This window comes from Paenibacillus urinalis, from assembly GCF_028747985.1.
GTDB lineage: Bacteria > Bacillota > Bacilli > Paenibacillales > Paenibacillaceae > Paenibacillus > Paenibacillus urinalis.
Window position 1 is genome coordinate 3,509,529 of record NZ_CP118108.1, and the last position, 24,506, is coordinate 3,534,034.

Annotated in this window: 22 protein-coding genes and 1 riboswitch; all 22 genes read right to left on the reverse strand. The window is 44.7% G+C overall.

Annotation, left to right across the window (positions count from 1 at the left end):
• Positions 1-7 precede the first annotated feature (7 nt).
• The gene (locus PUW25_RS16130; protein WP_047910625.1) at positions 8-658 is read right to left on the reverse strand and encodes a thiamine phosphate synthase; all 651 of its coding nucleotides are present in this window, start codon (positions 656-658) and stop codon (positions 8-10) included.
• A 199-nt stretch (positions 659-857) separates the two neighbouring features.
• Positions 858-968: riboswitch (TPP riboswitch) on the reverse strand.
• Between the two features lie 74 nt (positions 969-1,042).
• Positions 1,043-2,593: an ABC-F family ATP-binding cassette domain-containing protein gene (locus PUW25_RS16135; protein WP_047910626.1), complete on the reverse strand. Its 1,551-nt coding sequence runs from the start codon at positions 2,591-2,593 to the stop codon at positions 1,043-1,045.
• A 318-nt stretch (positions 2,594-2,911) separates the two neighbouring features.
• Entirely contained in the window at positions 2,912-6,349 is a 3,438-nt protein-coding gene (locus PUW25_RS16140; RefSeq protein WP_047910627.1) for a DUF5704 domain-containing protein, read from the reverse strand.
• Positions 6,350-6,374: 25 nt separating this feature from the next.
• Positions 6,375-7,580, reverse strand: a complete 1,206-nt coding sequence (locus PUW25_RS16145) for an S-layer homology domain-containing protein (RefSeq protein ID WP_047910628.1) — start codon at positions 7,578-7,580, stop codon at positions 6,375-6,377.
• A 131-nt stretch (positions 7,581-7,711) separates the two neighbouring features.
• Positions 7,712-8,704, reverse strand: a complete 993-nt coding sequence (locus PUW25_RS16150) for a F0F1-type ATP synthase (RefSeq protein WP_047910629.1) — start codon at positions 8,702-8,704, stop codon at positions 7,712-7,714.
• Positions 8,691-9,242: a hypothetical protein gene (locus PUW25_RS16155; protein ID WP_047910630.1), complete on the reverse strand. Its 552-nt coding sequence runs from the start codon at positions 9,240-9,242 to the stop codon at positions 8,691-8,693. Before PUW25_RS16155 ends, PUW25_RS16150 begins: the two co-directional genes overlap by 14 nt.
• Positions 9,239-9,589, reverse strand: a complete 351-nt coding sequence (locus PUW25_RS16160; RefSeq protein WP_047910631.1) for a hypothetical protein — start codon at positions 9,587-9,589, stop codon at positions 9,239-9,241. The genes PUW25_RS16155 and PUW25_RS16160 overlap by 4 nt, the downstream gene beginning before the upstream one ends.
• A gap of 68 nt (positions 9,590-9,657) precedes the next feature.
• On the reverse strand, positions 9,658-10,143 hold the full coding sequence (locus PUW25_RS16165; RefSeq protein WP_047910632.1) for a hypothetical protein: 486 nt from the start codon (positions 10,141-10,143) through the stop codon (positions 9,658-9,660).
• 86 nt (positions 10,144-10,229) lie between these two features.
• A complete protein-coding gene (locus PUW25_RS16170) occupies positions 10,230-12,305 on the reverse strand; it encodes a hypothetical protein (protein WP_274337293.1) in 2,076 nt (691 codons plus the stop codon).
• Complete coding sequence (locus PUW25_RS16175) at positions 12,295-14,118, reverse strand: ATPase, T2SS/T4P/T4SS family (RefSeq protein WP_274337294.1); 1,824 nt, start codon at positions 14,116-14,118, stop codon at positions 12,295-12,297. The genes PUW25_RS16170 and PUW25_RS16175 overlap by 11 nt, the downstream gene beginning before the upstream one ends.
• Positions 14,119-14,952 carry a hypothetical protein gene (locus tag PUW25_RS16180; RefSeq protein ID WP_047910635.1) on the reverse strand — a complete coding sequence of 278 codons (834 nt, stop codon included), beginning with the start codon at positions 14,950-14,952 and terminating at the stop codon, positions 14,119-14,121. It lies immediately after the preceding gene.
• Entirely contained in the window at positions 14,949-15,656 is a 708-nt protein-coding gene (locus PUW25_RS16185) for a hypothetical protein (protein ID WP_047910636.1), read from the reverse strand. Before PUW25_RS16185 ends, PUW25_RS16180 begins: the two co-directional genes overlap by 4 nt.
• Positions 15,653-16,657, reverse strand: a complete 1,005-nt coding sequence (locus tag PUW25_RS16190) for an SAF domain-containing protein (RefSeq protein WP_052511772.1) — start codon at positions 16,655-16,657, stop codon at positions 15,653-15,655. The genes PUW25_RS16185 and PUW25_RS16190 overlap by 4 nt, the downstream gene beginning before the upstream one ends.
• Positions 16,658-16,684: 27 nt before the next feature.
• Positions 16,685-18,157 carry a serine/threonine protein kinase gene (locus PUW25_RS16195; RefSeq protein WP_047910637.1) on the reverse strand — a complete coding sequence of 491 codons (1,473 nt, stop codon included), beginning with the start codon at positions 18,155-18,157 and terminating at the stop codon, positions 16,685-16,687.
• A 220-nt stretch (positions 18,158-18,377) separates the two neighbouring features.
• Positions 18,378-19,430 (reverse strand): 23S rRNA (cytidine(2498)-2'-O)-methyltransferase RlmM, encoded by a 1,053-nt coding sequence (locus PUW25_RS16200; protein WP_047910638.1) that lies wholly within the window; start codon positions 19,428-19,430, stop codon positions 18,378-18,380.
• Positions 19,431-19,433: 3 nt separating this feature from the next.
• Positions 19,434-20,207 (reverse strand): ABC transporter ATP-binding protein, encoded by a 774-nt coding sequence (locus PUW25_RS16205; RefSeq protein WP_205052815.1) that lies wholly within the window; start codon positions 20,205-20,207, stop codon positions 19,434-19,436.
• On the reverse strand, positions 20,204-20,518 hold the full coding sequence (locus PUW25_RS16210; protein WP_047910640.1) for a thioredoxin family protein: 315 nt from the start codon (positions 20,516-20,518) through the stop codon (positions 20,204-20,206). Before PUW25_RS16210 ends, PUW25_RS16205 begins: the two co-directional genes overlap by 4 nt.
• Positions 20,519-20,520: 2 nt before the next feature.
• A complete protein-coding gene (locus PUW25_RS16215) occupies positions 20,521-20,862 on the reverse strand; it encodes a cyclic-phosphate processing receiver domain-containing protein (protein WP_205052814.1) in 342 nt (113 codons plus the stop codon).
• A gap of 20 nt (positions 20,863-20,882) precedes the next feature.
• Positions 20,883-21,722, reverse strand: coding sequence for a deoxyribonuclease IV (locus tag PUW25_RS16220; RefSeq protein WP_047910642.1), 840 nt, complete (start codon positions 21,720-21,722; stop codon positions 20,883-20,885).
• Position 21,723: 1 nt separating this feature from the next.
• Complete coding sequence (locus PUW25_RS16225) at positions 21,724-22,551, reverse strand: Fpg/Nei family DNA glycosylase (protein WP_205052813.1); 828 nt, start codon at positions 22,549-22,551, stop codon at positions 21,724-21,726.
• A 54-nt stretch (positions 22,552-22,605) separates the two neighbouring features.
• Positions 22,606-23,388 (reverse strand): TIGR01457 family HAD-type hydrolase, encoded by a 783-nt coding sequence (locus PUW25_RS16230; protein ID WP_047910644.1) that lies wholly within the window; start codon positions 23,386-23,388, stop codon positions 22,606-22,608.
• Between the two features lie 127 nt (positions 23,389-23,515).
• Complete coding sequence (gene rnz, locus PUW25_RS16235) at positions 23,516-24,433, reverse strand: ribonuclease Z (RefSeq protein ID WP_205052812.1); 918 nt, start codon at positions 24,431-24,433, stop codon at positions 23,516-23,518.
• Positions 24,434-24,506: the final 73 nt, after the last annotated feature.

Genomic DNA, 24,506 nt, shown 5'->3' on the forward strand with positions numbered 1-24,506 from the left:
TCCTCCTTTACTTGATCGGTCCATAACGACATAGCGCATGATGATATTCTTGCACTGCACCCAGCGGATCTGCTGCATTCATCACCCCGGATATCACGGCAACACCTGATGCTCCTGCATTTACGAGTTCATCTATATCTGTCGGCTTTATTCCTCCTATCGCAATGACCGGAATATGCACCTCCGTGCAAATCTGCTGTAATGAGGCGACTCCTCTCGGAGCAGCACCCGGCTTACTAGAGGAAGGATAAATATGACCGTACATTAAATAATCAGCTCCCAGGTGCTCGGCCTGCTTTGCCTCCTGAAGGGAATGAACCGATACGCCAATACGTGTCTTTGTAATCCCGCGGCTTGTCATAGAGCTCTTGAGGGACTCGATCTGATGAAGCTCCTTCATCCCGATTTGGAGAATGGCTGGGTCATACTTAAATACCAGATCCACTTGACGATTGAACCCTATCTTACTCATTGGAATCTGATGAAGGATCAGGGTATCTATGAACTGTTCGAGTTCCTTCTCGGTGCTACGTTTATCCCGGATATGTACAGCCGTCGTATAGGGCCATATTGTCGAGAATATGGGAATCCAGGCAGCTGGAGATGAGGAGGGAGAGATCACATGCAGTTCAAGTTTGGGCTTCGATTCGGGCTTCAATATGATAGATCACCTCCTTATTGAGAAAACAAGCCTGCGGGTGATTACCTCGTATGTTCCGCAAGCCATCGCAGCAACAAAAAAACCACTTCCTAATGGAAGTGGTTAAGTTTACATTGATAAAATGCAACAATGACTGATACATGAAATCTACAGAGCGTATCTCTATTGATGAATCACAAAGCCTGCGCTCAAGCATCATATCAGTTCCCCACTTCCCTACGCTGGTATAACCCAGATCAGGTACAAAGAGTCCGGAATCGATTCATTCCATCTCAGCCGCGCACGTGCGGCCCCCCTAGTGAAAAGACTATATAGTTGTAGAATTACGTTGAATATGTTAGCACATAAGCAAGGATTTGGAAAGTCTTAACTTGATCATGATTAAACTTTAGTAGACCATTCTTCTACATTCCAAGTCTTCGTTACCCAATCCTCGTAAAAATCCGGTTCGTGGGAAACGAGCAATACAGTGCCTTTAAATTCTTTGAGTGCACGCTTCAGCTCTTCCTTGGCTACCACATCCAAGTGATTGGTCGGCTCATCAAATAGAATCCAATTCGTCTCACGCATCATGAGCTTACATAGACGCACCTTCGCCTGTTCTCCCCCGCTCAGCATGTTCAGCGGTCTTGTAATATGTTCATTCTTAAGACCACAGCGCGCAAGATGCGCGCGTACTTCATGCTGATTCAAATGAGAGAATTCATTCCATACATCATCAATTGGTGTAATTTTGCCGGGACGTACTTCTTGTTCGAAATAAGCCGGGAATAGGAAATCCCCCAGATAGGTCTTCCCGCTCAGCGCAGGAATTTTTCCGAGAATTGTCTTGAGAAGCGTAGATTTACCGACGCCGTTACATCCGACAATGGCAATCTTATCTCCACGCTCAATCGTCATGGTCATTTTGGGAAGCAGTGCATAGTCATAACCAATCTCAAAATCAATGCCTTCAAATACGGTCTTGCCGCTTGCGCGGGCATCCTTAAAACCAAACACCGGCTTGGCCGCTTCTTCAGGACGATCAATACGTTCAATACGATCCAACTGTTTCTCACGGCTCTTCGCCCGTCCTGAGGTTGAATAGCGAGCCTTGTTGCGCTGGATAAAATCTTCCTGCTTCTTAATATATTCCTGCTGCTTCTCGTAAGCATCAATATGCTGATTCTTGTTAATATCGGCCATCTCAAGGAACTTGTTATAGTTCGCCGAGTAACGGGTCAGCTTCGCAAATTCAAGATGATAGATGACGTTCACGACCTGATTCATAAACTCTGTATCATGTGATATCAGCATGAAGGCATAAGGATAATCCTTCAAATAACGAGTCAGCCATTCAATATGCTCAACATCCAAATAGTTCGTAGGCTCATCCAGGAGAAGAACGTTGGGCTTCTCAAGAAGCAGCTTGGCTAGCAGTACCTTCGTCCGCTGTCCACCGCTTAGAGCTGATACGTCCCGATCTAGTCCTATCGCATTCAGACCAAGCCCATTTGCCATCTCTTCTACTTTGACATCAATCAAATAAAAGTCACCCATATCCAGCTGCTCCTGAATCTCGCCCATTTCTTCAAGCAGCTGCTCTAATTCCTCTGGAGAGGCATCGGCCATTTTCTCGGTAATGACCATCATTTCTTTTTCCAGTTCAAGTAAAGGCAGGAAGGCGTCCTTCAATACGTCACGAATGGTTTTGCCCGGTGTCAGCTTGGTATGCTGATCCAGATATCCATAACGGACTTTCGGTGTCCACTCCACTTTGCCGCTGTCCTTCAGCAGCTGTCCTGTCAAAATATTCATCAGCGTAGATTTACCTACGCCGTTCGCACCGACCATTCCCACATGCTCTCCTGCTAATAAGCGGAAGGAAACATTTTTAAATAATGTGCGATCTCCAAAATTGTGGCTGACATTTTCTACAGTCAATAAACTCATATAATGCAGTTACTCCTATCTTGTATGGCATTCGCCTTTAGTCTCTGATATTTAATCGAATATTCATTGAAGATCAGAACTTAATGCAATCACATTTGCTTACTGAAATAGCATAAGCCCAATCCATCTAATATGATATATTAGCATAATTTGAAGGCTCACTGATACTAAGATTTTGGGAGTCAATGCAAAAATAGCATCATCACTCCATTTGGACGTCTCCAATGTAAGGAATTAGGCTAATGGGGGGAGCCGGAAAGCGGGCAATTCATGATGTGAATGAAAAAAGACCCGAAGCCGGGTCTTCTCCAGTAATGATTAATGTGGTACCTGTGGACTGAAATCATCCCGGCTCGATTGATCGGCATGATAGAACACAACATCTCCATCCAATAAGCTAAAGGCGTGTCCGTATGCATCAAAAACTCTGTTTTGATACCCTTCCATCTTCCACTGATTCATTAAAGGAGCATGGATATACTGCAGATGCGGAGCATTAACCTTTCCTTCCTGAATGGATTCCAGATTGAAGTTTACGATTATATAACCGTTCTTCAGGAAGATAGGTGACTTCTCGTCAATTCCTCTATTCGTCCTAGCATATTCTGAGATATTCGTTCCTTGCCTCACCACGTAAGGCTCGGCTGGAAGACTATACTCACCGTACCACTGCTGGATTGAGGCGTTCGCACGAAGAGTATCACTGCTTGCCGTTACCGGTATATTTGTCTTCGGTCCAATAAAGGTTCGCAGCTGCTCTGGAATCATCAGAAGATCCCATCCACCTACAGGCGTCTTCATTTTGGTAAACACCGTTTGATAATAGCTCTGGTATGCACTCTCGGTAATCATGCCTGTATGAAGGCTTTCATCGTGATGATATTTGTACCTTGCCGTATCCTGAAGCTGCCCTTCTGGTACATTCCGCAGTCGTTCATTTAGGATGACATATCGCTGAACCTGATCTTCTTCTGATCCGATCCGGACAAAGTTCTGTTCCTTCGTATGGTAATAGAGATCTACGAGAACTCGGGTCCGTCCATCCTTCGTGACGAAATAAAAGGTCGGTGTGATCCGAATTCCATCCTCGGTGCCAAACATATTTCCTTTGGTCTTGAAATCAAATTTGAAATGATAGCCGGTCTTCATCGCTACATTCTTGTACCCTTCCGCAGGATGGCTTCCGGGGCGGATCGGCGTCGTAAACCTCTCATCGATTCCTCTCGGATCACCGTCAATACCCAAGGTTCCTACCCAATAAGATACGCCGGTTGGAGCACTGCTGCCCTCCGTCGTTCGGAATACATTTTCCCAGCTGTAGTCTGCAATATCCGTTATCCGAAAATCGTACAGCCGGCCAATAACCTCAACAGATACCTCATCACTTGCGATATGATGTATAAGATCCAGGTTGGCATCCTGCTCATTTTGAGCATTATAATTTGAAGGGGCATTTTCCGCGATATTCCTGAATTCTACCTGATATTCACCTTCGTCCACCCATACAGGAAGATAAAAGGTCGTATCGAGCTGGGCTACCGGAACATTAATCCATGTGTCTTGCGGATAAAACTGAGATTGGTCATGGCTAAACACATCAAAAGGGAACTTCACCTGCTTAATCCGATAATACTTCGCATAATCTCGGTTTCCGTATCCAGGATAGCTTGTATGCTGTCCTTCCGTCGGAATTCTTACTTTAAACGGACGCTCCAAAATTAAGGCTGAACGTTTCATGTTCGGAATCGTCTTCTGGTTATGAGCCTGATCGTCGGAGACGAGTGAGAAGTTCACCACAGACGTATGTACGGTAACTTCATTAATGGGGTTTATTGGATAGCTACGAGTTGCTCCACCCCCCACCGCAGGCTGAATAAGTGTATAATTAATAGTTCCAGAAGATGGATTATCCGCTTCATTCAGCAAGCTCTGGCTAATAAGAAGTTGATTCTCATACAATATGGTTTCTCCGCTATCCTTGTAGGACCTGATCTTGGGTGCTTGAGGTATTTTTGTCGGGCTAGGTCCATTCTGGATTACAGTTCCCCCATCCATTACAGTGGTGGTTGTCCCTTTCCAAGTAAAATCGAGAGAATCATTCTTCACTTCGGGTGGTCCTGTCTGAGCTTCAGCCATTCCGAGCAATATCGAAGTATCATCAGGCGGTGAAGGCTTACTGTCTCCTCCATCGACTTCATCCGGAGTAAAGCTAATTGCGCCGCTGTTTTTTGGAATAACATGTTCCTCTACATTCTCAGACTTGTCGAGCTGCACAGAAGGTGCTGTATATCCATTAGGCCTTAACGTTACCGTCTTTCCAGGCAGTGCATAATTTGACATCGTCGCTTGCTCAATACCGTAAACCTCAAGGTTGTTCACAGTCCAATAAGAGTAATCCCTTTCGAATGAAAATTGATAATTGACCGTTTCAGATACGGACTTCGGTTCTGGAGGTACTTCAACCATATTCCCATCCTCATCAGGTACAGGATCCTGTGCCTCCTCCCATTTCAGCACATAGGTAATCTCGGCGTTACAATCGTAAGTAATCGTACCTTTCTGCTGACCAAATGTATGCTGATACAGATAATGATACGCCCATGCATTGGTATATAAGTGCTCTGAAGTAGGAATTCCGATTGTCGCATCGAAATGAAGTCCATTCGCGGCATCATCCGCTAGAATATGACCTTGAGCCCCAGGATCCATAAAAGTCGTTGTAGGGCTTGAGCTTTGAGAAGGAGGATTAATCTTAGGTGTACACGCAGCCTCTCCTCCTGGTTGCTCAGGCTCTTCATCCGGATCACCACCCACCGTTACCGTGGCATAATCATATAGATGATATGGACCTTCTTCACTATCCCAGATCGCGGTAATTCGAGCACTTCCTTCACTGACAGCAGTCACTCTGCCCGCAGCATCTACAGTGGCTACCCCTTTGTTGTCGGAGCTCCATTTCACACTGTCCCGATAAGAAACATCCACCCAGCTTGATTCCGATCCATCATACTGGGTCGTTTTAACTTTTGCGTACAGTGGCTTCTTCTCATCGACGGACATAGACATGTCTTCTTCGACTTTTAGTTCTTTAATTTCTTTGATGAAGCCGGTGTATTCGATACGAAGAGGTGTTTCATATTTAACTTGATATTTGTTATCTTTATCAGGTCTTTGCCCATAGACTCGACGTTCAGCATGAGTGTATAAATCAGAATCCAGTGAAATTTTACCCGTTTTAGTTTTAATTACAGCAAACAAACTACCTCGTTCCCATTGTGGTTTACCTTCATAACCATAATTAGTTGAATTGACGTATTCAATATTTTCTAATGCCAGTTCTTTAACATGTTCAACTTTGTATGGGTTGCCTTGAATATCGATTAATGAATTTGGTGCATAATTCTTAGTATTGATTTTGTCAGTAACAAAATTCTCAGCTTTAGGCCATGCCTTATCCCCAGATCCAACTGTAGAAGTCTCCACTCTATCTGCACCTTCATTTCTAACTGCAGACCATTTTTCATCATCACCTTGAGTCCAAGTTGTTGCTGGGTTAGGCTCACTAAAACCAATTACTTTAACTTTCAAGGTTTGTTTTCTGAAAGATGGGATACTGCCATTGTCAGGAGTTAAAGTAGCCTCTTTTTCATCAATAGGAGGGTACCCATTTTCCCACAAACCCAATGCTTGGTTTTGACTCAAAAACGTAATCAGAACAATGAAGAAGAATGCAATTGACAGCAAATATTTTTTCATCTTACATCCCCATTGTTAAATATTTTTATTTATTAATTACTCTAAGGTAGGTACCATTTTCCATAGTTACATCAATTAAAGTATCCTTAGTTATGTAGCGCACAACCCATAAAGTGACCCCATGCCTATGATTGGAGAAGTACTTAGCTGTTTCATTATTAGGTAATGTTTCGTAACCATATTTTTCTGGTAATTCACTATATATAGTTTCTCCTCGTAGCAATTTCGCTCCCGAATTACTGTAATGACTTGAGCTGAAGTTGCTTGACTTAGGATAAATTGTTATCTGCATATACACCGGATAAATTCCTTTTTGTTGTGTGAGAAATAATTTGTTTCTCTCAGATACAAAAACATCTGAATAAATACTCTGTTTATTGTTCCAATCTTGTGTATTTACTGCTATTGCCCTATGAAAAACTAAGCTTCCTGCTCCATTTTTAAAAGTAAATGTTTTACCCGATGCATCAGCGAACGTTTCGTTACCGAAGGTAAACGGAGTTACTAACTCCAAATTCGATTTCTCCGTACCTACGGCGCGCAGCTCTGTTAAATCGGCGAATGAATTTGCTGATTTGCTAAGCACGTTCTCCAATCGAAGGACAATGGCAGAGACCTCCGCCCTGGTTGTCGTCTGGGTAAGTCCAAAGGATCCATCTGTGTAACCTTTCATTAGGGCTGTCCCCATCACAATCGCAATAGATGGAGCCTTCGTCTGACTGATCTTACCTTGGAAGTACTCTTTAACTGGAAGAACTGTAGTCTTGGTATCTGACCAAGCCTGCTTGTACTCGGCATCATTTGCTGCAAGTCCAGAGCTCAGCCATTTGGCCATCTCTTCTCTGGTCAATGCCTTTCCAGGTTGAAATCCGTTAGGATAGTCAGTCGCCTTGATGAAACCCATACCTGCTGCTGCATTTACCGCAGATTCTGCCCAGTGTCCTTTCATATCTGAAAAGTCATCAGTACTCTGAACCGTTTCATAGTCAGCCACTCTAGCAATCAGGGCTGCGAACTCAGCACGAGTTATATTGGCTTTAGGACGAAAAGTTCCATCAGAATAGCCTTTGAAATATCCTTTCTCGACTGCACTATAAATGGATTGATTGGCCCAATGAGTAGAAGGAACATCTCTAAACTTACTGTTAGCTGCACTGACTGGCAGTGAGCTTCCTAGTATATTAGCGGATAGAAGGGCTCCCGCTAATACTAAGCTCATCTGTTTTTTCATTTTCCTATCACTCCTGTTATGTATAGTTGTTATCTTGCTCCGGCTGTCTACGAATTAATTAGCTATAGTTCTAGTATTTTATCGGAAAATCACTATACATATTTTATAAAAAAATCCATTTTTCTACTTGTCTACCGACGTGCATTATTCATGCATCCATGTTCAAAATAACCCGCAGCTGCCGCTTCCTTAGACGTTGTAAATCGCTCCATCGGTACAAATTCAAGATTACAGGTGCTTGGATAATAGTATTTAATCCCTGTCTCTGCATCAATTCCACCTACAATTGGAGTCGTCTTCACGAGCCTGCCTCCCGAAAATGCATAATTATTGTAATATCCGGATCCAACCGGAATTCCTTGGATGAACGCCATCACTCCCACATCATCAATGGTGTTGTACCATTCCTCCTGTGGAATAACTGGAAGAGTAAATTGATAAGCATAGCCATTACGCAGAGCTTTTTCATTATGATTATGAATGGCGTACGCGAGATCATCCTGAATCTCACTGACAATTGTTTGTCTTCTTACTTGATCAAAGGCATCAGCATCTTGTAGGAGTGGGATACGGGTGAGAGATCGTATTTCATCCAGATACCCTTCCACCCATTGACCCGTGCTGTGCTCATATGCATATACATAATCATCTAATGTAAATCGAACCGTATTCCCCAGATCATCCGCATAGATGTACATTTTTTTCTCAGTCCATAGATGCTCTTCTGCATTCCAGCCTTCCTCATTCGTATAGGGAGCACTCTGATAGATGTAATAGCCGTCATAATCAATGACCAGAAGTGCAGGCAAATATGTCATGAAAACATTTTGTGCTGATCGATCTTCATCCAATCCAAAATTGAGGGAGATCGTATGCATAAAAGTGTCTAGCAGAAGCTCCTTGTCTACTCTTGTAAATTTGGATGAGGCATAGCTTGTTTCGAGCAGAGGATCTTCATTCAAATTCATCACACTGCTTGCGTCCTGAACCGCTGTCTGAACAGCCTGCGTATATTGCTGCTCCAGCCATACAGCCTCGGCTTCATCCTTTAGGTCCATACTATAGAACCAGAATGCAGGAAAGAAGATGAGGACGAAGAGGATGGCATAATCAGTAATCCTCATTAATGACCATCCCTCCGTAGTTCACATGAATCGAGCTTCCATTTCCCTGACCGAGCAGCAACCATTCCTTGAATAGATCAGCTGGTGTTCTGTTGGTATTCATACAAGTTACACGAAAAAAATCTCCTGCTGTAAGCTTGTATACTCGGGCTTGCTCATCTCTGGACATTTCATTATCCGGAAACAAAACCTCCATGATCTGTTCATCGTAATAACCATCTAGCACTGCTTCGAACTTTCCAGTAAACGTCGCTTGATTCATCGGGTCTGTATATTCAGGAACATAGTTTTTGTGCATATGCTCAAGCTTAACGTCAAACGTGTTTCCGGTAAGTGCCAATTCTTCTTGAAACTGCTCGTACATTGTCGGTGTAATATACCCTTTCGTCCGCACCGCATCTACAAATTTAGTCACTGTGTTATATGTCGTCAGCCGGGATAGATCATCCTGTCTTCCAGCAGCTTCAACTGCCGGGTACACATAAAGGAGCAGGACAGCAAGCAGAGCTGCAAGTATTTTGGACACACTGTTGATCACGAGGCATCTGCCGCCTTTCGATAATGAATTTGCTCGAGCTTACCAACTGTTCCTCTTATATATTCCACGCTGTATTGATCTCCGGCATTAAGATCAAGGTTGTCAGCCGGGATCTTCCCGTCAACATATATGACAATGTCCTCCTGTGGAAACTGTACTACACTGCGCACATAAGCACCGCTGACCGTGGGCCTTACTGCTTCTCCAAGGATGGTCTGTATACGACCATCCTGTCCTGACTGATGGATATGTCTTGCTGATGCTGTAGTTTCCATCGAAGATATTAGAGATACAGCTAATAAACATGCGCCAACCCAGGTCGTAACAGCTACAGCGATAAGCAGCATGGATCTAGTGTGTTCTCCCAGATCACAACCCCTTCTCTCTTTCCATAATTAAGCAATTCCCTAGCTGCTTAGGACTGTACAAATAGTAAACCTCTCACGACATTAGAGTTGTCCTTAACCACAGTAGCTTTGAATCTACCGCTAGGATTTACATATTCGTTCAGACGCTCATTCAATGTATCGTTCAGCACTCCACTGGTACCGCCCTCCGGATTAACGACTTCCCCATATCCATTATTCGTGGCGGAGCTGGTATTCAACGGGTATCCGTACCACTGACCTTCTGGATTCTTGCCTGTTCTGATATAGATCCCAAACTGATCTTTACCTGCAAATTTACGAAGTGCATTCGTCACTTGGGATCCGCTGATTGTGGTTCCGTCATACACGGTAAAAGCAGCCTGTGACAGCTCGGTCTGAATGTCGGCAAAATTGTTCTGTGCAGTCTTTGTAGCTTCCTGAGCTGAAATAAACAGAATAACGACGATCGTGATTAGTGCAATAGTAAGAAAAATACCTGCAGCTACTTTAAGAGCAGATGATGCATTTTGCATGGTTATACCTCCGATATAATTTTGATTTATAGGAATCATTTCATAACTCATTTGTAAGATGATGATTGAATTCATTAGACTTTAGCTCAAAGCCTCTGTATTTGCTCATAGTAAATATTCATTTGTGTGAAGCTCACCGTAATTAGCGGAATGACTAGATACAGGAAAATTAGCGAGTACATCGGCATGAAACCGATCATTTTTCCCCATTCCGCTTTCTTGTCAATCATTTGGGCATACTCCTGCCTTCGCTGTTCGAAATAAAACGACATCTGCCCTTCCAGATCATCAAAGGCTTCCTTGATCGTAATTGCCCCAAGAGACAACATAAGCTTATCTATCATTCTTTGAAATTCAGGCAAAGTCACTTCTTCTTTAAGGAGCTCCAGTGCTGCTTCTGGTCCCTGCTCGAAATGAAGCAGACATTTTTGAAGCGGTGTTTTGAAAATGACAGCAAAACGGTTCAGCCACTCCAAAATTTCCTCAACTGACATTCGGTCCATTTCTCTTAATATAGAAATCACCGTCTGATATTGATAAATTTCATGCTTCATATCCATACTTCGTACTTTACGCTGCATGTATAGCAGCAATAAGGGTAGTTGAAAGCCTACATACCCGATTCCGAAGCAGAGAGCCAGCTCCCACCACTTAAGAAATTCATCATTCCAAGCTTGGAGCTTGTCCATAATTCGAGATACGGATGCAAGCACTGTTTCTCGATCCTGCGACTTCTCAGATACCGCAAGGAGTAATCGTTCAACTTCTTCATAAGAGCTGTGAGCATTCATATTCAGATCACGCATTACCTTCTCATCCAGCTCACTCCATGCAAGTGCTTCCTCGAGCTCATCATCAGGCAGCTTTCCAAAGATTGTTGTCTGGGTTACCGGCTTGGTCAGAATGTGCTGCTTCTCAACATGATGCAAGTACAGCACACTGCCAAATGCGACGAAAAAGCAAATACTGGCACATAGAAGCCGTCTTACCACAAACCACTCCACTTTCAAATGCGTATTCGTATCACGGAGCAGCTTGACCATCGAATGATATTGTTTGGTACCTGACTGGGGCACAAAGCTTGAAACGAACGGTTGAATCCATTTCCAGCGATAAATCTGTTTTTCGAGGATTCTTTTTTGCTGAGTGACCCGAAAAGTTGTCTCCTGATTACGTTGAAGCTGCTGAAGCATAAGATAACAACCAATGATGATGACGTAGATGGATAATAGAATGATGAAACCCATCTTGCTGTCATAAAATTCATTCATGGTCGGAAAGCTGCTTCTGGCCCAGTTCTCGATTGGCTTCGTAAAGAAGACCGGAATGAGACTGATCAAATTAAGTCCTTTTAACAGATAATCAAGCTTGTCCAGCCGTAGTATTTCAAGATGGATCTCTTGAGTCAGGCTGCTGATCCCTGTTAAATACATAGAGCTCTGATCCGCATGCTGATCACCAAATTCCATGACCATATAGGAGATTCCGGCAAAGGCTTTCAGGAAGCGATTGGGAGCTGTCTCATAATATCGCTCAAGTGCTTCATCCGGATTAACAGAGGTTAAAGCCGCATAGATATGCATTGCATGCCGGGCAGCCTCCCCATGAGCGAACTCTGCAGCTTCGTACAGCGCTTCCTCCACCATGCCGTGCTGATGGTACCTGTGACGTACATCGGCGAACAATTCAATCATTTCAGACAATAGCTTCCTCTCTTGCCTTGCTACCGTCATATCCAGGAACAGACTGTTAATGATAACGCCAACAAGGCAGGACAATACAAGGAAGCTGAGCCCTGGCTGTAGGGAGAAGAGAATGCCTCCTGCGGTGAGAAAAGAAATCCATATGGACCATGTAAGCTTCATCGTTTGACATCGGAGCAGATACTCGCTCATCCCCTGCTGATAGCTTAATTTCTTCCTCACTAGCAAGATGTACCCCGACAGCACAGGAATCTTGATTCCTACCAAATAAGATCTAGTAAAAAAAACATTAAAGAATGCCGCTAGCTGCGTAGATGTACTTGTTGTATTGGAATTGTATGGAATCGCTCCTACTCGCTGCTCTTGCTGACGCTTGGCGCGAGATATCAAACCGATCACAACTATAAAAGCGGCCAGAGAGATAAACAAGAGAATCAGCAGCCATTCTTTAAGAGACATGAGCTTCACCTCGGTGTGACAAAAGCCAGCGTTCAAACGATTCGGCATCTTCCTTGTTCATGTGTGATAGCATATCTGCTCTGTTGGCCTCAGATATAGCGGATGTTATGATGTATCTCCCTGCTCTATACTCAACAATATTCCTGTATGTAAAAGCGGGATGCCCTGATCGCAAATGGCCGGGAACCAGCACACATTCTGTGATCCGTTCGATATATCTTCTGCCGTCTGCGTCCTTTCTTAGATGAATATCAAAATTGATAACACTTGCTACCTGCTCCTCGGCTATGGATTCCTGGCTGAACATTCCGGCCTTTAAGAGCGAATTTCTTAAGGAGAAGATAAGATCCGGAAATGTTTTGGAATGATGCGTAAAGACCGTAAACAGGCTGGCAACCTGCGACATTTGTATCATCCATGCGGCTACCTCATCGCTTGCCACTTCACCGAGAATATTGACCGTTCCATCGGTCTTCTTCTGTAGATCAAGACCTTCTTGTCCTGAGATATGATCTGTTTCCCGGAATGTTAATATGTTACGCCTGCTGTATAGCTTCCTTAAATGCAATTCAAAGGCCATTTCCTGTACACGAAGCGTATGATAAGGGTAGATATGCTTAATCATCGCCATTAGTAGTGTTGTTTTACCTGAACCCTGTGCTCCCGTAACGGCGGTTATACGGCTGCCTTTCATGAGATACTCAATGAATTCAATGACCGGCTCTGCATTCTCACCAACAATTAATTTAGATAAAGCTGTATTCTGAAGATCAAACTTACGAACAAAGAATGCCCAGGACTCAGAGAACGGAGGTCGGACCACGACCACCCTTGAGCCGTCCTTCATCTCGTTTACTTTGTAGCCTTTTGATTCTGACAACTGTCCGGGATGATTATATTTATAAATATTTTGGCAGACTCTTCTCAGCTCCCGCTCTGATCCAAAAGACAAAAAGGACAAATGAATGGACTTGCCTTTGTAAAATATCCAGATACTCTCTATGGATTTCGAAGGAATATCATCTTTTATATCCGTTGTTATAGGAATATTTCTGCTAAATCCATCACGGGGAAACGAAGACAAATCTGTACCCAGCATCCCGCTCACACCCCCACTGACTCCATCAATTCGCTGGTCACGAATTTCGTCAACGATAGAAAATCCCTTGTACTGCTGATAAATCCGTTGAACGACAATGTTCAGCTTATCGGTAAAATGGAGCTCTCTATACTCACAAGCGAAGATGTGTCTTATATCCTCCTCTGTTATCGCGTAATAGCCTGCAGCCTCCTCTTGATCCCATCTCAGTTCAGCTAAATCATAGGTATCAATCAGGCTAGAAAGCGCCTCGGTTCCATATTGCTGTTTATACAAATAAAAGACGATTTCAAACTGATCCTGAACCGTTAAGTTTAGGGTGTGGTCAAACGGAATTGCTTCGTTAATGCTCTTCTCGTTTAGCCCATAGCTGTGAAGTAATAGATCCTTGATTATATTTTTAACAAATGACTTATCACTGACACTTCCCGAGATACAATCCTTAAGTGCGCGTCTCATTTCAGCCCGTTGATTTAATTTTCGTTTGTATTCCTCTTCATGTAATCCTGCATCTGCAAGCTGGCTATGACTGAGTTCGTGCAGCGACTGCTTAATATACTCTGTCAAATTCTCAATCGTACGGGGTTCATGATGAGCTCCTAAGGATATTCCAGAATAGGCTTTGGCCCTCGCTCTGATTCGTAAGATGATCAATATCATACAGATGCAAACCAGGCAGATGAGAAGAGCATTCATTGCAGCCTCTCCCCGCATTTATGCTCCCCTCTCCAGCTGCTTCAAGATTGTACGCAAACCTGCATTTTCCATAATGCATTTGGCCAGCTCCCGAATGCTCGAAGCGTGCTCACCCCGTTGACCGTTTTTCTTGTCCAAATTCATGTTCTGCTGCAAATAAGAAGGTACATCCCGCCGATTCCAGGCATCCTTAAATTCAGTACAGTAAGGCACTCCAATGACCGGGTGTTTGTAATTAAAGCGCCGCTTCATATTGTTTATGGAACAATGGGAATCTGTGTCATAATGCCCCACTGTCATGATAACCTTTTTGTTTTCCAGGTCTTTTTTTAATTCTGTATCGCCAAAATAATTTTCCAGCACTCTCAAGTTTTGATCCAAGTTAATGACGACCACATCAGCATCCTTCAACATATCTCGCTCCATCCTGTCTCTATTTCCGGCATCCAGCATGACAAGATCATATACCTCACTTGCCGTCTTCAATACCGAAGGCATATATTTTGCATATTCTTCATTTACATCTATCCCATTCTGCATTCTTGCTCCTGGCAGCAAATCCAGCTGTCTGGACAAAGGCACCGTATAATCTCTGAATTTGTCTCTCGTAAGACTGCCGCTTAAATACAGCCGCAGCAATGCGTCCCACCCGGTAGTTGCAAATATGCTCGTCATATGGTCCATGCTGTCCTCTCTGACTGGCAGCGCTGCTTCTATACTGTCTCCCGCTCTATGCATATGCATAGACAAGACACGGACATGGTGCGTGAGTGTAATCATCAGTGCGGACAAAATGAGGTGAGAAGATGTTCCTCTCCCGTTTACCGGGCTCCAAAATACAACAGTGCTCATGCTCTCTTCCTCTCTCTCGATTGTAGTGCCCGCCTTGTCTCGGCAGGCTCAATGCCAGCAACCATTTCCATTAACTCGGCAAGCGACTTCTTGTAATCTCTGGAGTAATGCCGAAAGCTGCGTCTTCGATGATGCTCGTTCTCAAGCCGTACCGCTGTATCCAGTTCATCTGAGCGGAACCAAACCGGGCTGCCCTGGAATTCAATCGGACTATCCTCATAGTAAGCCCAAATATAAGACTCGATGTGCGTATCTACCGCCTCTATATAGAGCTTATAAAACGGAGGAAGACGATCCACAACCATCTGGCTGCACAGCTCTTTAATCCACGCTTTGCCACACTCCAGGGTCATGCGTGAGTAATCCGTCGTCCATACTCTTGCTGCAGCGGATAGCCATTGATCCGTGTTCAGGAACCCCGTAAGCTCAATGTCAAAGATCACATAGTCATAGAGGACATCTTCATTCAACTCGAGTAACGCCTGCTCAACCTCGTTAAATTGCCGATATCCAATGGCTACATCAAAGCCTTCATATTCTGTAACGGCTGGAGTAGAATGACCTTCCTCAATACAATATCGATATCGTCCATCTACAGTACCATCGACTAAAATGACCCGATATCCGCTGACAGACAAAATTTTGCTCATATTAAGCAGCAGATCGGTTTTGTCACACGGCCCGGCAAAAACATAGCTTTTCACTCGGTTCCCCCTTCCTGTGCTGTATCCATATTCGTATCCTTCCATAAGGTCTCTTCATCATTTGATGCATCTAATAGACTATTGCCATTGTCTACTTGCTCGTTCAAGGTGTTGTTCCAGTGCGAGGTTCTGTTATCATTCGTGCGAGCAAGTCCATCCTCAATGGATTCAGACACCATGTAATTGGATGAGGAGGATTCATTTAATGCCCTTTCCAAGGAACTGCGCAGCTGCGCAGCAAGTGCCTGCTCGGCCAGATCTACGATATTAGGATTGGATTCGATCAGCGTCAGCACTTCCTTATTGGCTGGATAGGTTGGTATTGCACGTTCTTGAAGTTCAGGTTCTACATATGTAAGAGAATATAATGAGGCTTTGTGAAGATAGGCATCTACCATGGCACTCGATAAAGTGAGTATCTCTGCTTCTGTTAAAGTCATCCACATCGTGGCCCCATCCAGATCGTGAACCTTCTTCTTCGATAGTACAATGTAATCCTGTCCTGTAGGGAACTGAATCCGGACATCAATCCGATCACCTGCATCCAATTGTGAGGGACGGGCAATAACCGAAATTTCTCGATTCCTTAAGTCATCCGGTGTCGGCTCCTCGTCATATAGCATTGCGGCAGTAAGCGAGGTACCGGCCTTGAGCTCAATCTTCGCCACACTTCCCGCAATATCATCCAGCTCACTTATTAAGTTGACAGGTGCTTGTCCTTGCGGTACCTTCACTGCTCTTACATCTGAATCTTTGATTGATGCTCCTGCCTGAATATCATGTACCATCACATAACCTGTCTTGCTATCCTTCTGTTCGGCTACAAGCTGTTTTTTAATCTCCAGAAGCTCTTGTTCATGCTTCAATTCCAGTGAATCTGCGGAGTCCTTGTCCAATTTCCAGTCGTACAGCAATAATCCACTAAACAAAATACTTGCTGCTCCCGCTCCGATGAGTCCGGCATAAATCTTTTTCTTGCTCTGTTTACGAAGTTTAGACACTCGTGGGTCTCCTTTACTAAACTCTACTTATGCTTTTTTGAATAAGAACCTTCTTCTCTTGCCAATCGGTTTAATCGTGTGTAACAGCTCATGCAACACCTCATCCATTTGCTCTGTACGGTCAAAAGGATCAAAATGTGGCGGAACACTGTAAACTCTGGTTGAATCCATCCTTTTCCTCATTCTGTTCACCGTCTCCTTGGAGGCAAGCGGCAGCAGATAAGTCCATTTTAATTTGGGCTGATTAGGATACGATTGCATAAACGAGGCCATGTCATCCTGCTTCCATTCGGCAGCAGCATTTACGACTATAGGAAGATCACTTCTGAAAAACTCTTCCATCTGACTGTAGTCTCTCTCGCTCCCCAGATCCAGGACGACATATTGATAGCTGCCTCCCAGAAGCTCAACCATCTCATACTTGCTGCTTCTCTGGACATAATGAACTCCTTCAATATCAAAGCTCTTGGCCTGAATATGCTCAGCATCGCGGTAAGCAATTGCCTTAATCCTGGAAAAAGCAACAGACCGCTTCGACATCTCAATTATGGCCACCTTGTTACCCAGTCTGGCTAAATAATGGCTGATCGCAATTGCGGTATGGGTTACACCTGCTCCAGCGGCTGTACCGGTGAGTGCAACAATTCGAGTTCCCTGCATCATGCCATCAGACGTTCTAATCACATTCCCATGCTCATAGTGTTCAGATAATCTATACATTTCCTCTCTAAGCTCATTGATCGATTGGTATCTGGCCTGTGGTTCATACCTTAACAGCCGTCTCATAACAGGTATATATTTTCGAACGCTTTCATTCCTAAGCAGCTGCTCCACGCCAGCGATCCATTCACTATGTGCTCCTCTAGTTGACATGTACAGAAACAATGCCCCCAGACTGTATAAATCGCTCCTTGCATCCGTCTGCCCTGAACCAAACTGTTCAGGAGCTGCGAAGCCGATCGTACCAAGCTTCACCGTGTCTTCATTACCAGAGAGCTTGTACTTTCTGGCGATTCCAAAATCAATCAATCGAATCTCGTCATGCTGGGCGATCATAATATTGCCGGGCTTCAAATCACGATAGATCATCGGCGGTGTAAGCCCATGTAAATAATCCAACACCTCCATAATTTGATGAATAATTCTAATCATCGTATTGACTGGGATCTGAAATTGTTTATGCTGCAGATACTCCTGGAGTGTTATTCCATCAATAAAGTCCATGACCAAATAACTGTATCCGTCCTCATCCGGCGCAAAAAAATCTACAATATGCGGGAGTCTGGAATGGTGCAATGTAATTAAGGTCTCCGCTTCTGACACGATACTCCCATGGAACTCCGGGAGGCTCACATTTTCCTTGACAGCCCATTTCTTGCCGGGCAGCTTGAGATCCTCAGCCAGATAAACATGGCTCATACCTCCAGTTCCAATTTTTCGAATCACACGATATCTCCCTCCGAGGACTGAGCCTCGTTCCAAACGGGAAGGCTGCTTCATTCAAAACCCCCTAACAGGCACAAAAAAAAGGAAAGCCCCTATAGCGGTCTGCAGAATCCTGCTGAACCTTGGCTATAGGGATGCTTTCCCATTTCCGTACTGGTTAATTTTGGGTTAATTATATGACATAGACAGGGATATGTAAAGTGTTTTTTTGCTTTATATAGCAAAAGAGGATCACGGCTATAATAGACGGACCCTCTATATAAGATAATGCGGCTTAGTACTTAATCATATATAGCGTGATTTCATCACGGTTATGGAATAGCTGCTTGGCTCTCTGCACCTGCATTCGAGCATCCTCGAATACTTCAATAACTTCACGAATTAGGGCCATCGGCTTCTTATGCATAAGTTTAACCGTCACGACCGCCGTTCCTCCTGATTGAAGACTATCCAGTAAGCCTGTCACCAGTTTGGCCATAAGTTTCGGACTCCAGCTCATATCACATACGAGAAGATCAAACTCGTTATCTCTGAATTTGACATCGCCCGCATTCTTGGAGAGGTACTTCAGATTCGGATGATCCAGCAGGGAAGGGTTCATTTTCGCGGGATCTACCGCGGTGACTTGAAGGCCTCTTTCCAGAAGGAATGAAGTCCAGCCCCCCGGAGCTGCGCCGATATCGAGTGCACGATGAAAGGACGAGAAAGGGATACCCAGCGTTTTTTCCGCCTCTAGCAGCTTGAACTTTGCTCTTGAGATTTGTCCCTCTTCCTTCTGAAAACGAACTGCGCCTCCGTTCCAATCGGACAGATTATCCGCAGGAGCAGAGACGCCGGCATACAAGCGTTCTCCGGTCAGATAAACAGAGACAACCTTGTCGGCATCCTGAACCGTATGTTCTGCATGCAATTCATCAATGCCGGCAAGTATATACTGCTTTAATGTACCCGAGGTTTCCGTCCATGCGCTTTCTTCGGTCTTACGCACCTGCAAGGCAAACGTCCCCTCTTGAAGGGCAGGATGTGCCATTAAATAGCGATATAGACGGGCAAATGAAGCCTCTTGATCCTCTACATTTTCTTCAAACTGAACTGGGAACACATGTCTCAAGAATATGAGCGGTTCCCTCGTGAGCAGGTCGTTCACTGCTGACTGCTCTCTCGGCAGGGTCGCCAGGAAGACTTCGCTCTGTACTATAACTGAGCTTTTCACACTCCCAAATACTCTTCGAAGCTCCTCTTGAGCATACGGAGCAAACCCATGATTTGCGGTACAAATGAATCTTGCAGAATGTGCTTCTGCGTATTGTTCTTGATTAGTCAAAATAGGTTAACCTCCACTGCATACCCGTATCCATGGTCTGTCCTCGAACCAATCCAGCTCTACAGCAATACCATAGGTATGCATTATTGTTTCTTTTGTCAATACTTCCTTCTTAGGTCCTGCAGCTGCAACCATGCCATCCTTGATAAGTGCAATATGAGTAAATAAGGGCATAATCTCTTCAATATGATGAGTCACATAGACGATCGAAATATCTTTGTTTCCGATCTCATCCACCGCTGACAGCATTTTTTCTCTCTCGAATAAATCAAGACCTGAGCACGGCTCGTCCATAATTAACAATTTGGGCTGTGCCATGAGTGAGCGGGCGAGGAGCACCTTTTTTCTTTCTCCTTGAGACAATGTCCCAAATGGCTGCTCCGCTAAATGAGCAAATCCAATCTCGGCCAGCCGGGCACGGGCCTGCTCCTGCACCTCGTCAGGAATATGCTGATAGAAGCGTAGAAATGCAAAAGCACCCGTGGCCACAACCTCCCATACCGGATCCTTCAGTGCGAGCTTTTCAATCAGTGTTTGACTGATGTAGCCAATCTCCTTACGAACTTCGCGCACGTCGCATTCGCCATACAAGTAATCCAGTACTTTTACCTTGCCCTCAGAGGGAAACATATAACCCATGGTCATCTCAAGTATGGTCGTTTTGCCGCTGCCGTTTCTACCAAGAATGACCCAGTTTTCTCCTGCCTTCATTTCAAGATTAACATCATTTAATATTTGCTTGTCTCCCCGGCGAAGACTGACGTGCTCCATTTCGATCATATGATTACCCTCCTGATTTGAGAGAGCAGATGCTCTACGGATTCCATTCGATATATCGATGTAGGGAGTTCTTTTGCACCGCTAAACAGCAATACGGCAGGGACGCTCCTGATCTGGTATTGCTGTACGAGACTTTGAATCTGGGTGATATTCGCTTCATATAAAACGCCTGAAGGCAATAAGTGCTCACATACCTCCAGCATACGCCGAGCTGCATGACATGTACCGCATAACGGAGTGTAGACAAACAAGGCAAAAGCCTGTCCCTCCCAAGCCATCTTCAAAATTCCTTGTTCAGTAGCTTCAATCATGCCTAATCCTGCCTCACAGTACCTGAAATGCTCGCTAGCAATTCATAAGGAATGGGACCGTTATGCACTTCTACATCTTCAGGCTTGTTTGAATACAGCAATTCATACATGGCTCTTCTTCCATAGTCACTCGAGGTATGCAGATATATTTTCTCGGGATACACGTTGCGTTCCACAATAAAAGAAGCGATCTCAAGCCCTGTCGGCTTGTCATAACCCAGATCATAGTCTAATGACAAAATGTTTACTCCATATTCATTGAGCAGCAGCTTACATTCTTCTGCATCTCGAGCAAGTGTGAATCCTGGAGGGCAAGCCCGGTAATCATCCAAAAAAATGTTCATGAACCGCTCTCCTCTCCTCGTTAGTTTAGCCAGGAACGAATCTGCTCGATATCGTCCTTGTGACTTCCATCGTCACCTTTTTCACTTTCGAGAACCCAGATACAGTCTGCGAGCTCCTCGCGGTTTAACAGCCATGACAGTCCATCCACGCCAATTTTTCCTCTGCCGACCCGTTCATGCCGATCTTTAAATGACCGGAAGCCATACTTAGAGTCATTGACATGGACGGCAATCAGCTGAGCCCAATACCCTGTATCATGTCCCTTTTGTATCATCTGATCATCTGTCGTCCCATTCCATAACCCGCTCGCAAAAGCATGGCATGTATCGAGACAGAATCCGATCGCTCCCGCATGACTCGATAAGCTTCGGATCTGAACGATTTCTTCCATCGTCGTACCCATTGGACCATGATCCCCAGCCTGATTCTCAATCAGAAGCTTGGCCTTACCAGACCAGCCGGACAACACCTCATCCATAAACTGGATGACATTGCGATAGGACTGCAGCGGATCCTCTGTCTTGGCATGTCCAAAATGGACAACCACGCCTGCTGAGCCGCAAGCTTCTGCTATCTCCAGATCATTTTTGAGAGAGGCAACCATCGACTCGTACAGATCCGTTCCTTTTAACTTCCCTACAGCGGGATTCGTAGGATAAGGCGAATGTGCAATAGACTGGATATGATGCTCAGTACAATATAATTTACATCTTGCAGCCTCCGTCTGATCATAGGCCTTGGTCCCGAGACCACGAGGGTTCTTTGGAAAATACTGAAATGAAGTGCCTCCCATGTCATGCGCCCTCATTGCAGCCTGTTTGTATCCTCCCCTCGTGCTCACATGTCCCCCAATGTACAAGTCAGGCTTCTTCCTTCTGACATTCCGGACAGTAAAAAGCTTTCTTGCCCGTAATCAGCGTCTTGGTAATGATCCCCTTATTGCAGCGAGTGCAGGTTTCCCCTTCACGATCGTATACTCTGCATTGTTCGTTGTATTTACCGGTGAGTTCATCGCCTTCATACAGCGGCATTTCCATATATCCTCCACCAGCAGTAGCTTCTCGCAAGACCGATTGAATCGATCGGTACAGCCTGCTTGTTAATTCACCAGATTCCAATACCTTTTGGATCTTCGTGCTTGGTGTGAGACTTGCTGCGAATGCGATCTCATCCGAATAACAGTTACCAATTCCCGCGATGACCTCCTGATTAACGAGAGTCGATTTGATTGTTCCTCTTCTCCCTTTCAGCACGGCTCTGAACTTATCTTCAGTAAAACGGTAATCAAGCGGTTCTGGACCTAGTTCTGACATGGTCTCATCCGTTTCTTTCGCACTCAGCAGATGCAAATATCCCAGTCTTAGTCCGATAAAATATAAGGTTATATCGCCGAATTGAATCTCAATCTGCGTATTACGATCTGGGCGCTGATCTTCTGTTCCTAAATATAAAACACCGCCAAGCATCAAATGCAATACTAATCTGCGGCCTGTGCTCAGGTGGAATATCAAATGCTTAGCCCGGCGCTCGATATATACGATTCGTGTATTTAGTAGTGAAGATGTGAATTCGTCTGAAGTGACATTTATAGATTTTTCACGATTAAGGGTCACTTGAGTTATCGGAATATCTAATATTTGATCAGATAATAGCTGCTTGTAATTCTCCATTTCCGGTAGTTCCGGCATCTTTGCATTCTTCCTTTCACTCGTTGCTGTCCATGTTACATTATACGCCATTCACTAGATGCTGCTCACCAGTTTGTGCAAATCTTCATAAATTTCATCAGGCTTAATTCCTGTCGCACGAACATGGGCATCTAAATTCTCTCTCGTCGTTACACCTGTCAGCACTAAAATGGAGGAACAGCCGGCTGCTGCTCCAGCTGCAATATCCGTACGCATATTATCTCCAATGACGGCAACCTCAGCTGCCGGCAGCCCTAATCGGTCAATCGCATGCTTCATCAAAATGCTCGAAGGCTTGCCAATGACGACCGGCTTCACCTGTGTAGCCGCCTCAATTGCAGCCCCTATGGTTCCAGCCCCCGGAGTCAGACCATCATCTGCAGGAAGCTGCAAGTCAGGATTTGTCATGATAAACTGAGCTCCACCGTTAATCCAGCGCAGAGCCTGCGTCAGCTTATGGTATGTAAATTCACGATCAATCCCTTGTATCACATACTCAGGGGACGCTTCCGTTATTTGAAGTCCCGCAGCTTGAATGGCTTGGTATAAACCATCCTCTCCAATATAAGCTACTCTGGCACCTGGTGATTCCTCAGCTACATACTCAGCCGCAGCGACTGCCGAGGTACATACTTCTTCCCCGACCGCTTCAATTCCCAAGGATCTCAGATGCTCAGCGACACCTTCCGGAGTTCTTGAAGAATTGTTTGTTACATATAAGTACGGAATGCCTGAATTTCGTAAATGCTGAATGAGCAGATCTGCCCCATCAATCCGGTGCTTCCCATGATATATAGTTCCGTCCAAGTCGAGCAAGTAGGCTTTCGGTTGTGACAATTCATCTCACTCCTTACATAAAGAATAAACCCTTTGTATGTACGCTTGTTAGATAAGCATTATGCCCATCGTACATCCTTTTTAAATCGATTGCAAAACATGAATAACAGGGTCTTTACTATGTTGTTTAGACCTGGACCAGCTCGTGCTCGGCTGCAAGAATTGTGTTAGGGAAAATTTGACACGCCTCGCTTAATAGCGGCTGAAGCTGTTCCTCATCCTTATACCTTGAACTGAAATGCGTCATAATCAGCTTCTTCGCACCTGCCTCTTTTGCCGCTTCCGCTGCTTGTCTGGCCGTACTGTGATAGTATTCGTGCGCTGTAGTGGCCAATTCATGCAGAAAAGTCGCTTCGTGAACGACGACGTCCGCTCCAGCCGATAAAGGCACTACATGAGCGGTCGGCCTAGTGTCTCCGAGAATCGTAACGATCTTTCCTCGTTTAGGCGCACCCAAGAAATCCTGTGCATGAAGTACCAGACCATCGCCAAGGTCCACACTTTCACCACGCTTCAGCTTGCCAAATAGCGGACCTGGCTTTAAGCCATGAACTGCAAGCTTATTCGGGTCGAGACTACCCGGACGATCCTTCTCCATCACTCGATAGCCATAACTGTCGATTCTATGCTCAAGTAGAGCAGATTCCACAATAAACGTATCATCCTCAAAAATAATACCGCCCTCATGCTCTATAATGCTCAGCTCATAATTAATCCGAGATTGACTAAGCTCAAGCGATGTTTCCACATATTTTCTAACCCCCGGCGGACCATACAAGGTGAGCGGAGTTGTTCCTCCCTGATATGCACGGCTAGATAATAGACCCGGAAGTCCGAAAAGATGGTCTCCATGCAAATGAGTAATGAATATTTTCTCGAGCTTGCTTAGCTTGAGTGGGGATTTCAAGAATTGATGCTGTGTACCTTCTCCGCAATCAAACAGCCAGATGGAACGACGTTCCTCCAGCATGCGAAGCGCGACAGCTGTAACGTTTCTCTGTAATGAGGGAACACCGGCATTGGTCCCCAAAAAATATAGTTCCACGATTGTATCACCTCGTTATGTTTAGTATAAAAAGAATAGGATGGAACCATGCAATGATGACTCTCAGCTTATT

Coding starts and splice junctions, on each gene's coding strand:
- PUW25_RS16135 (WP_047910626.1), bottom strand. CDS start 2,593: ATGAGTTTATTGACTGTAGAAAATGTCAGCCACAATTTTGGAGATCGC.
- PUW25_RS16140 (WP_047910627.1), bottom strand. CDS start 6,349: ATGAAAAAATATTTGCTGTCAATTGCATTCTTCTTCATTGTTCTGATT.
- PUW25_RS16145 (WP_047910628.1), bottom strand. CDS start 7,580: ATGAAAAAACAGATGAGCTTAGTATTAGCGGGAGCCCTTCTATCCGCT.
- PUW25_RS16150 (WP_047910629.1), bottom strand. CDS start 8,704: ATGAGGATTACTGATTATGCCATCCTCTTCGTCCTCATCTTCTTTCCT.
- PUW25_RS16160 (WP_047910631.1), bottom strand. CDS start 9,589: ATGCTGCTTATCGCTGTAGCTGTTACGACCTGGGTTGGCGCATGTTTA.
- PUW25_RS16165 (WP_047910632.1), bottom strand. CDS start 10,143: ATGCAAAATGCATCATCTGCTCTTAAAGTAGCTGCAGGTATTTTTCTT.
- PUW25_RS16170 (WP_274337293.1), bottom strand. CDS start 12,305: ATGTCTCTTAAAGAATGGCTGCTGATTCTCTTGTTTATCTCTCTGGCC.
- PUW25_RS16175 (WP_274337294.1), bottom strand. CDS start 14,118: ATGCGGGGAGAGGCTGCAATGAATGCTCTTCTCATCTGCCTGGTTTGC.
- PUW25_RS16180 (WP_047910635.1), bottom strand. CDS start 14,952: ATGAGCACTGTTGTATTTTGGAGCCCGGTAAACGGGAGAGGAACATCT.
- PUW25_RS16195 (WP_047910637.1), bottom strand. CDS start 18,157: ATGAAGCAGCCTTCCCGTTTGGAACGAGGCTCAGTCCTCGGAGGGAGA.
- PUW25_RS16205 (WP_205052815.1), bottom strand. CDS start 20,207: ATGATCGAAATGGAGCACGTCAGTCTTCGCCGGGGAGACAAGCAAATA.
- PUW25_RS16210 (WP_047910640.1), bottom strand. CDS start 20,518: ATGATTGAAGCTACTGAACAAGGAATTTTGAAGATGGCTTGGGAGGGA.
- PUW25_RS16215 (WP_205052814.1), bottom strand. CDS start 20,862: ATGAACATTTTTTTGGATGATTACCGGGCTTGCCCTCCAGGATTCACA.
- PUW25_RS16225 (WP_205052813.1), bottom strand. CDS start 22,551: ATGCCGGAACTACCGGAAATGGAGAATTACAAGCAGCTATTATCTGAT.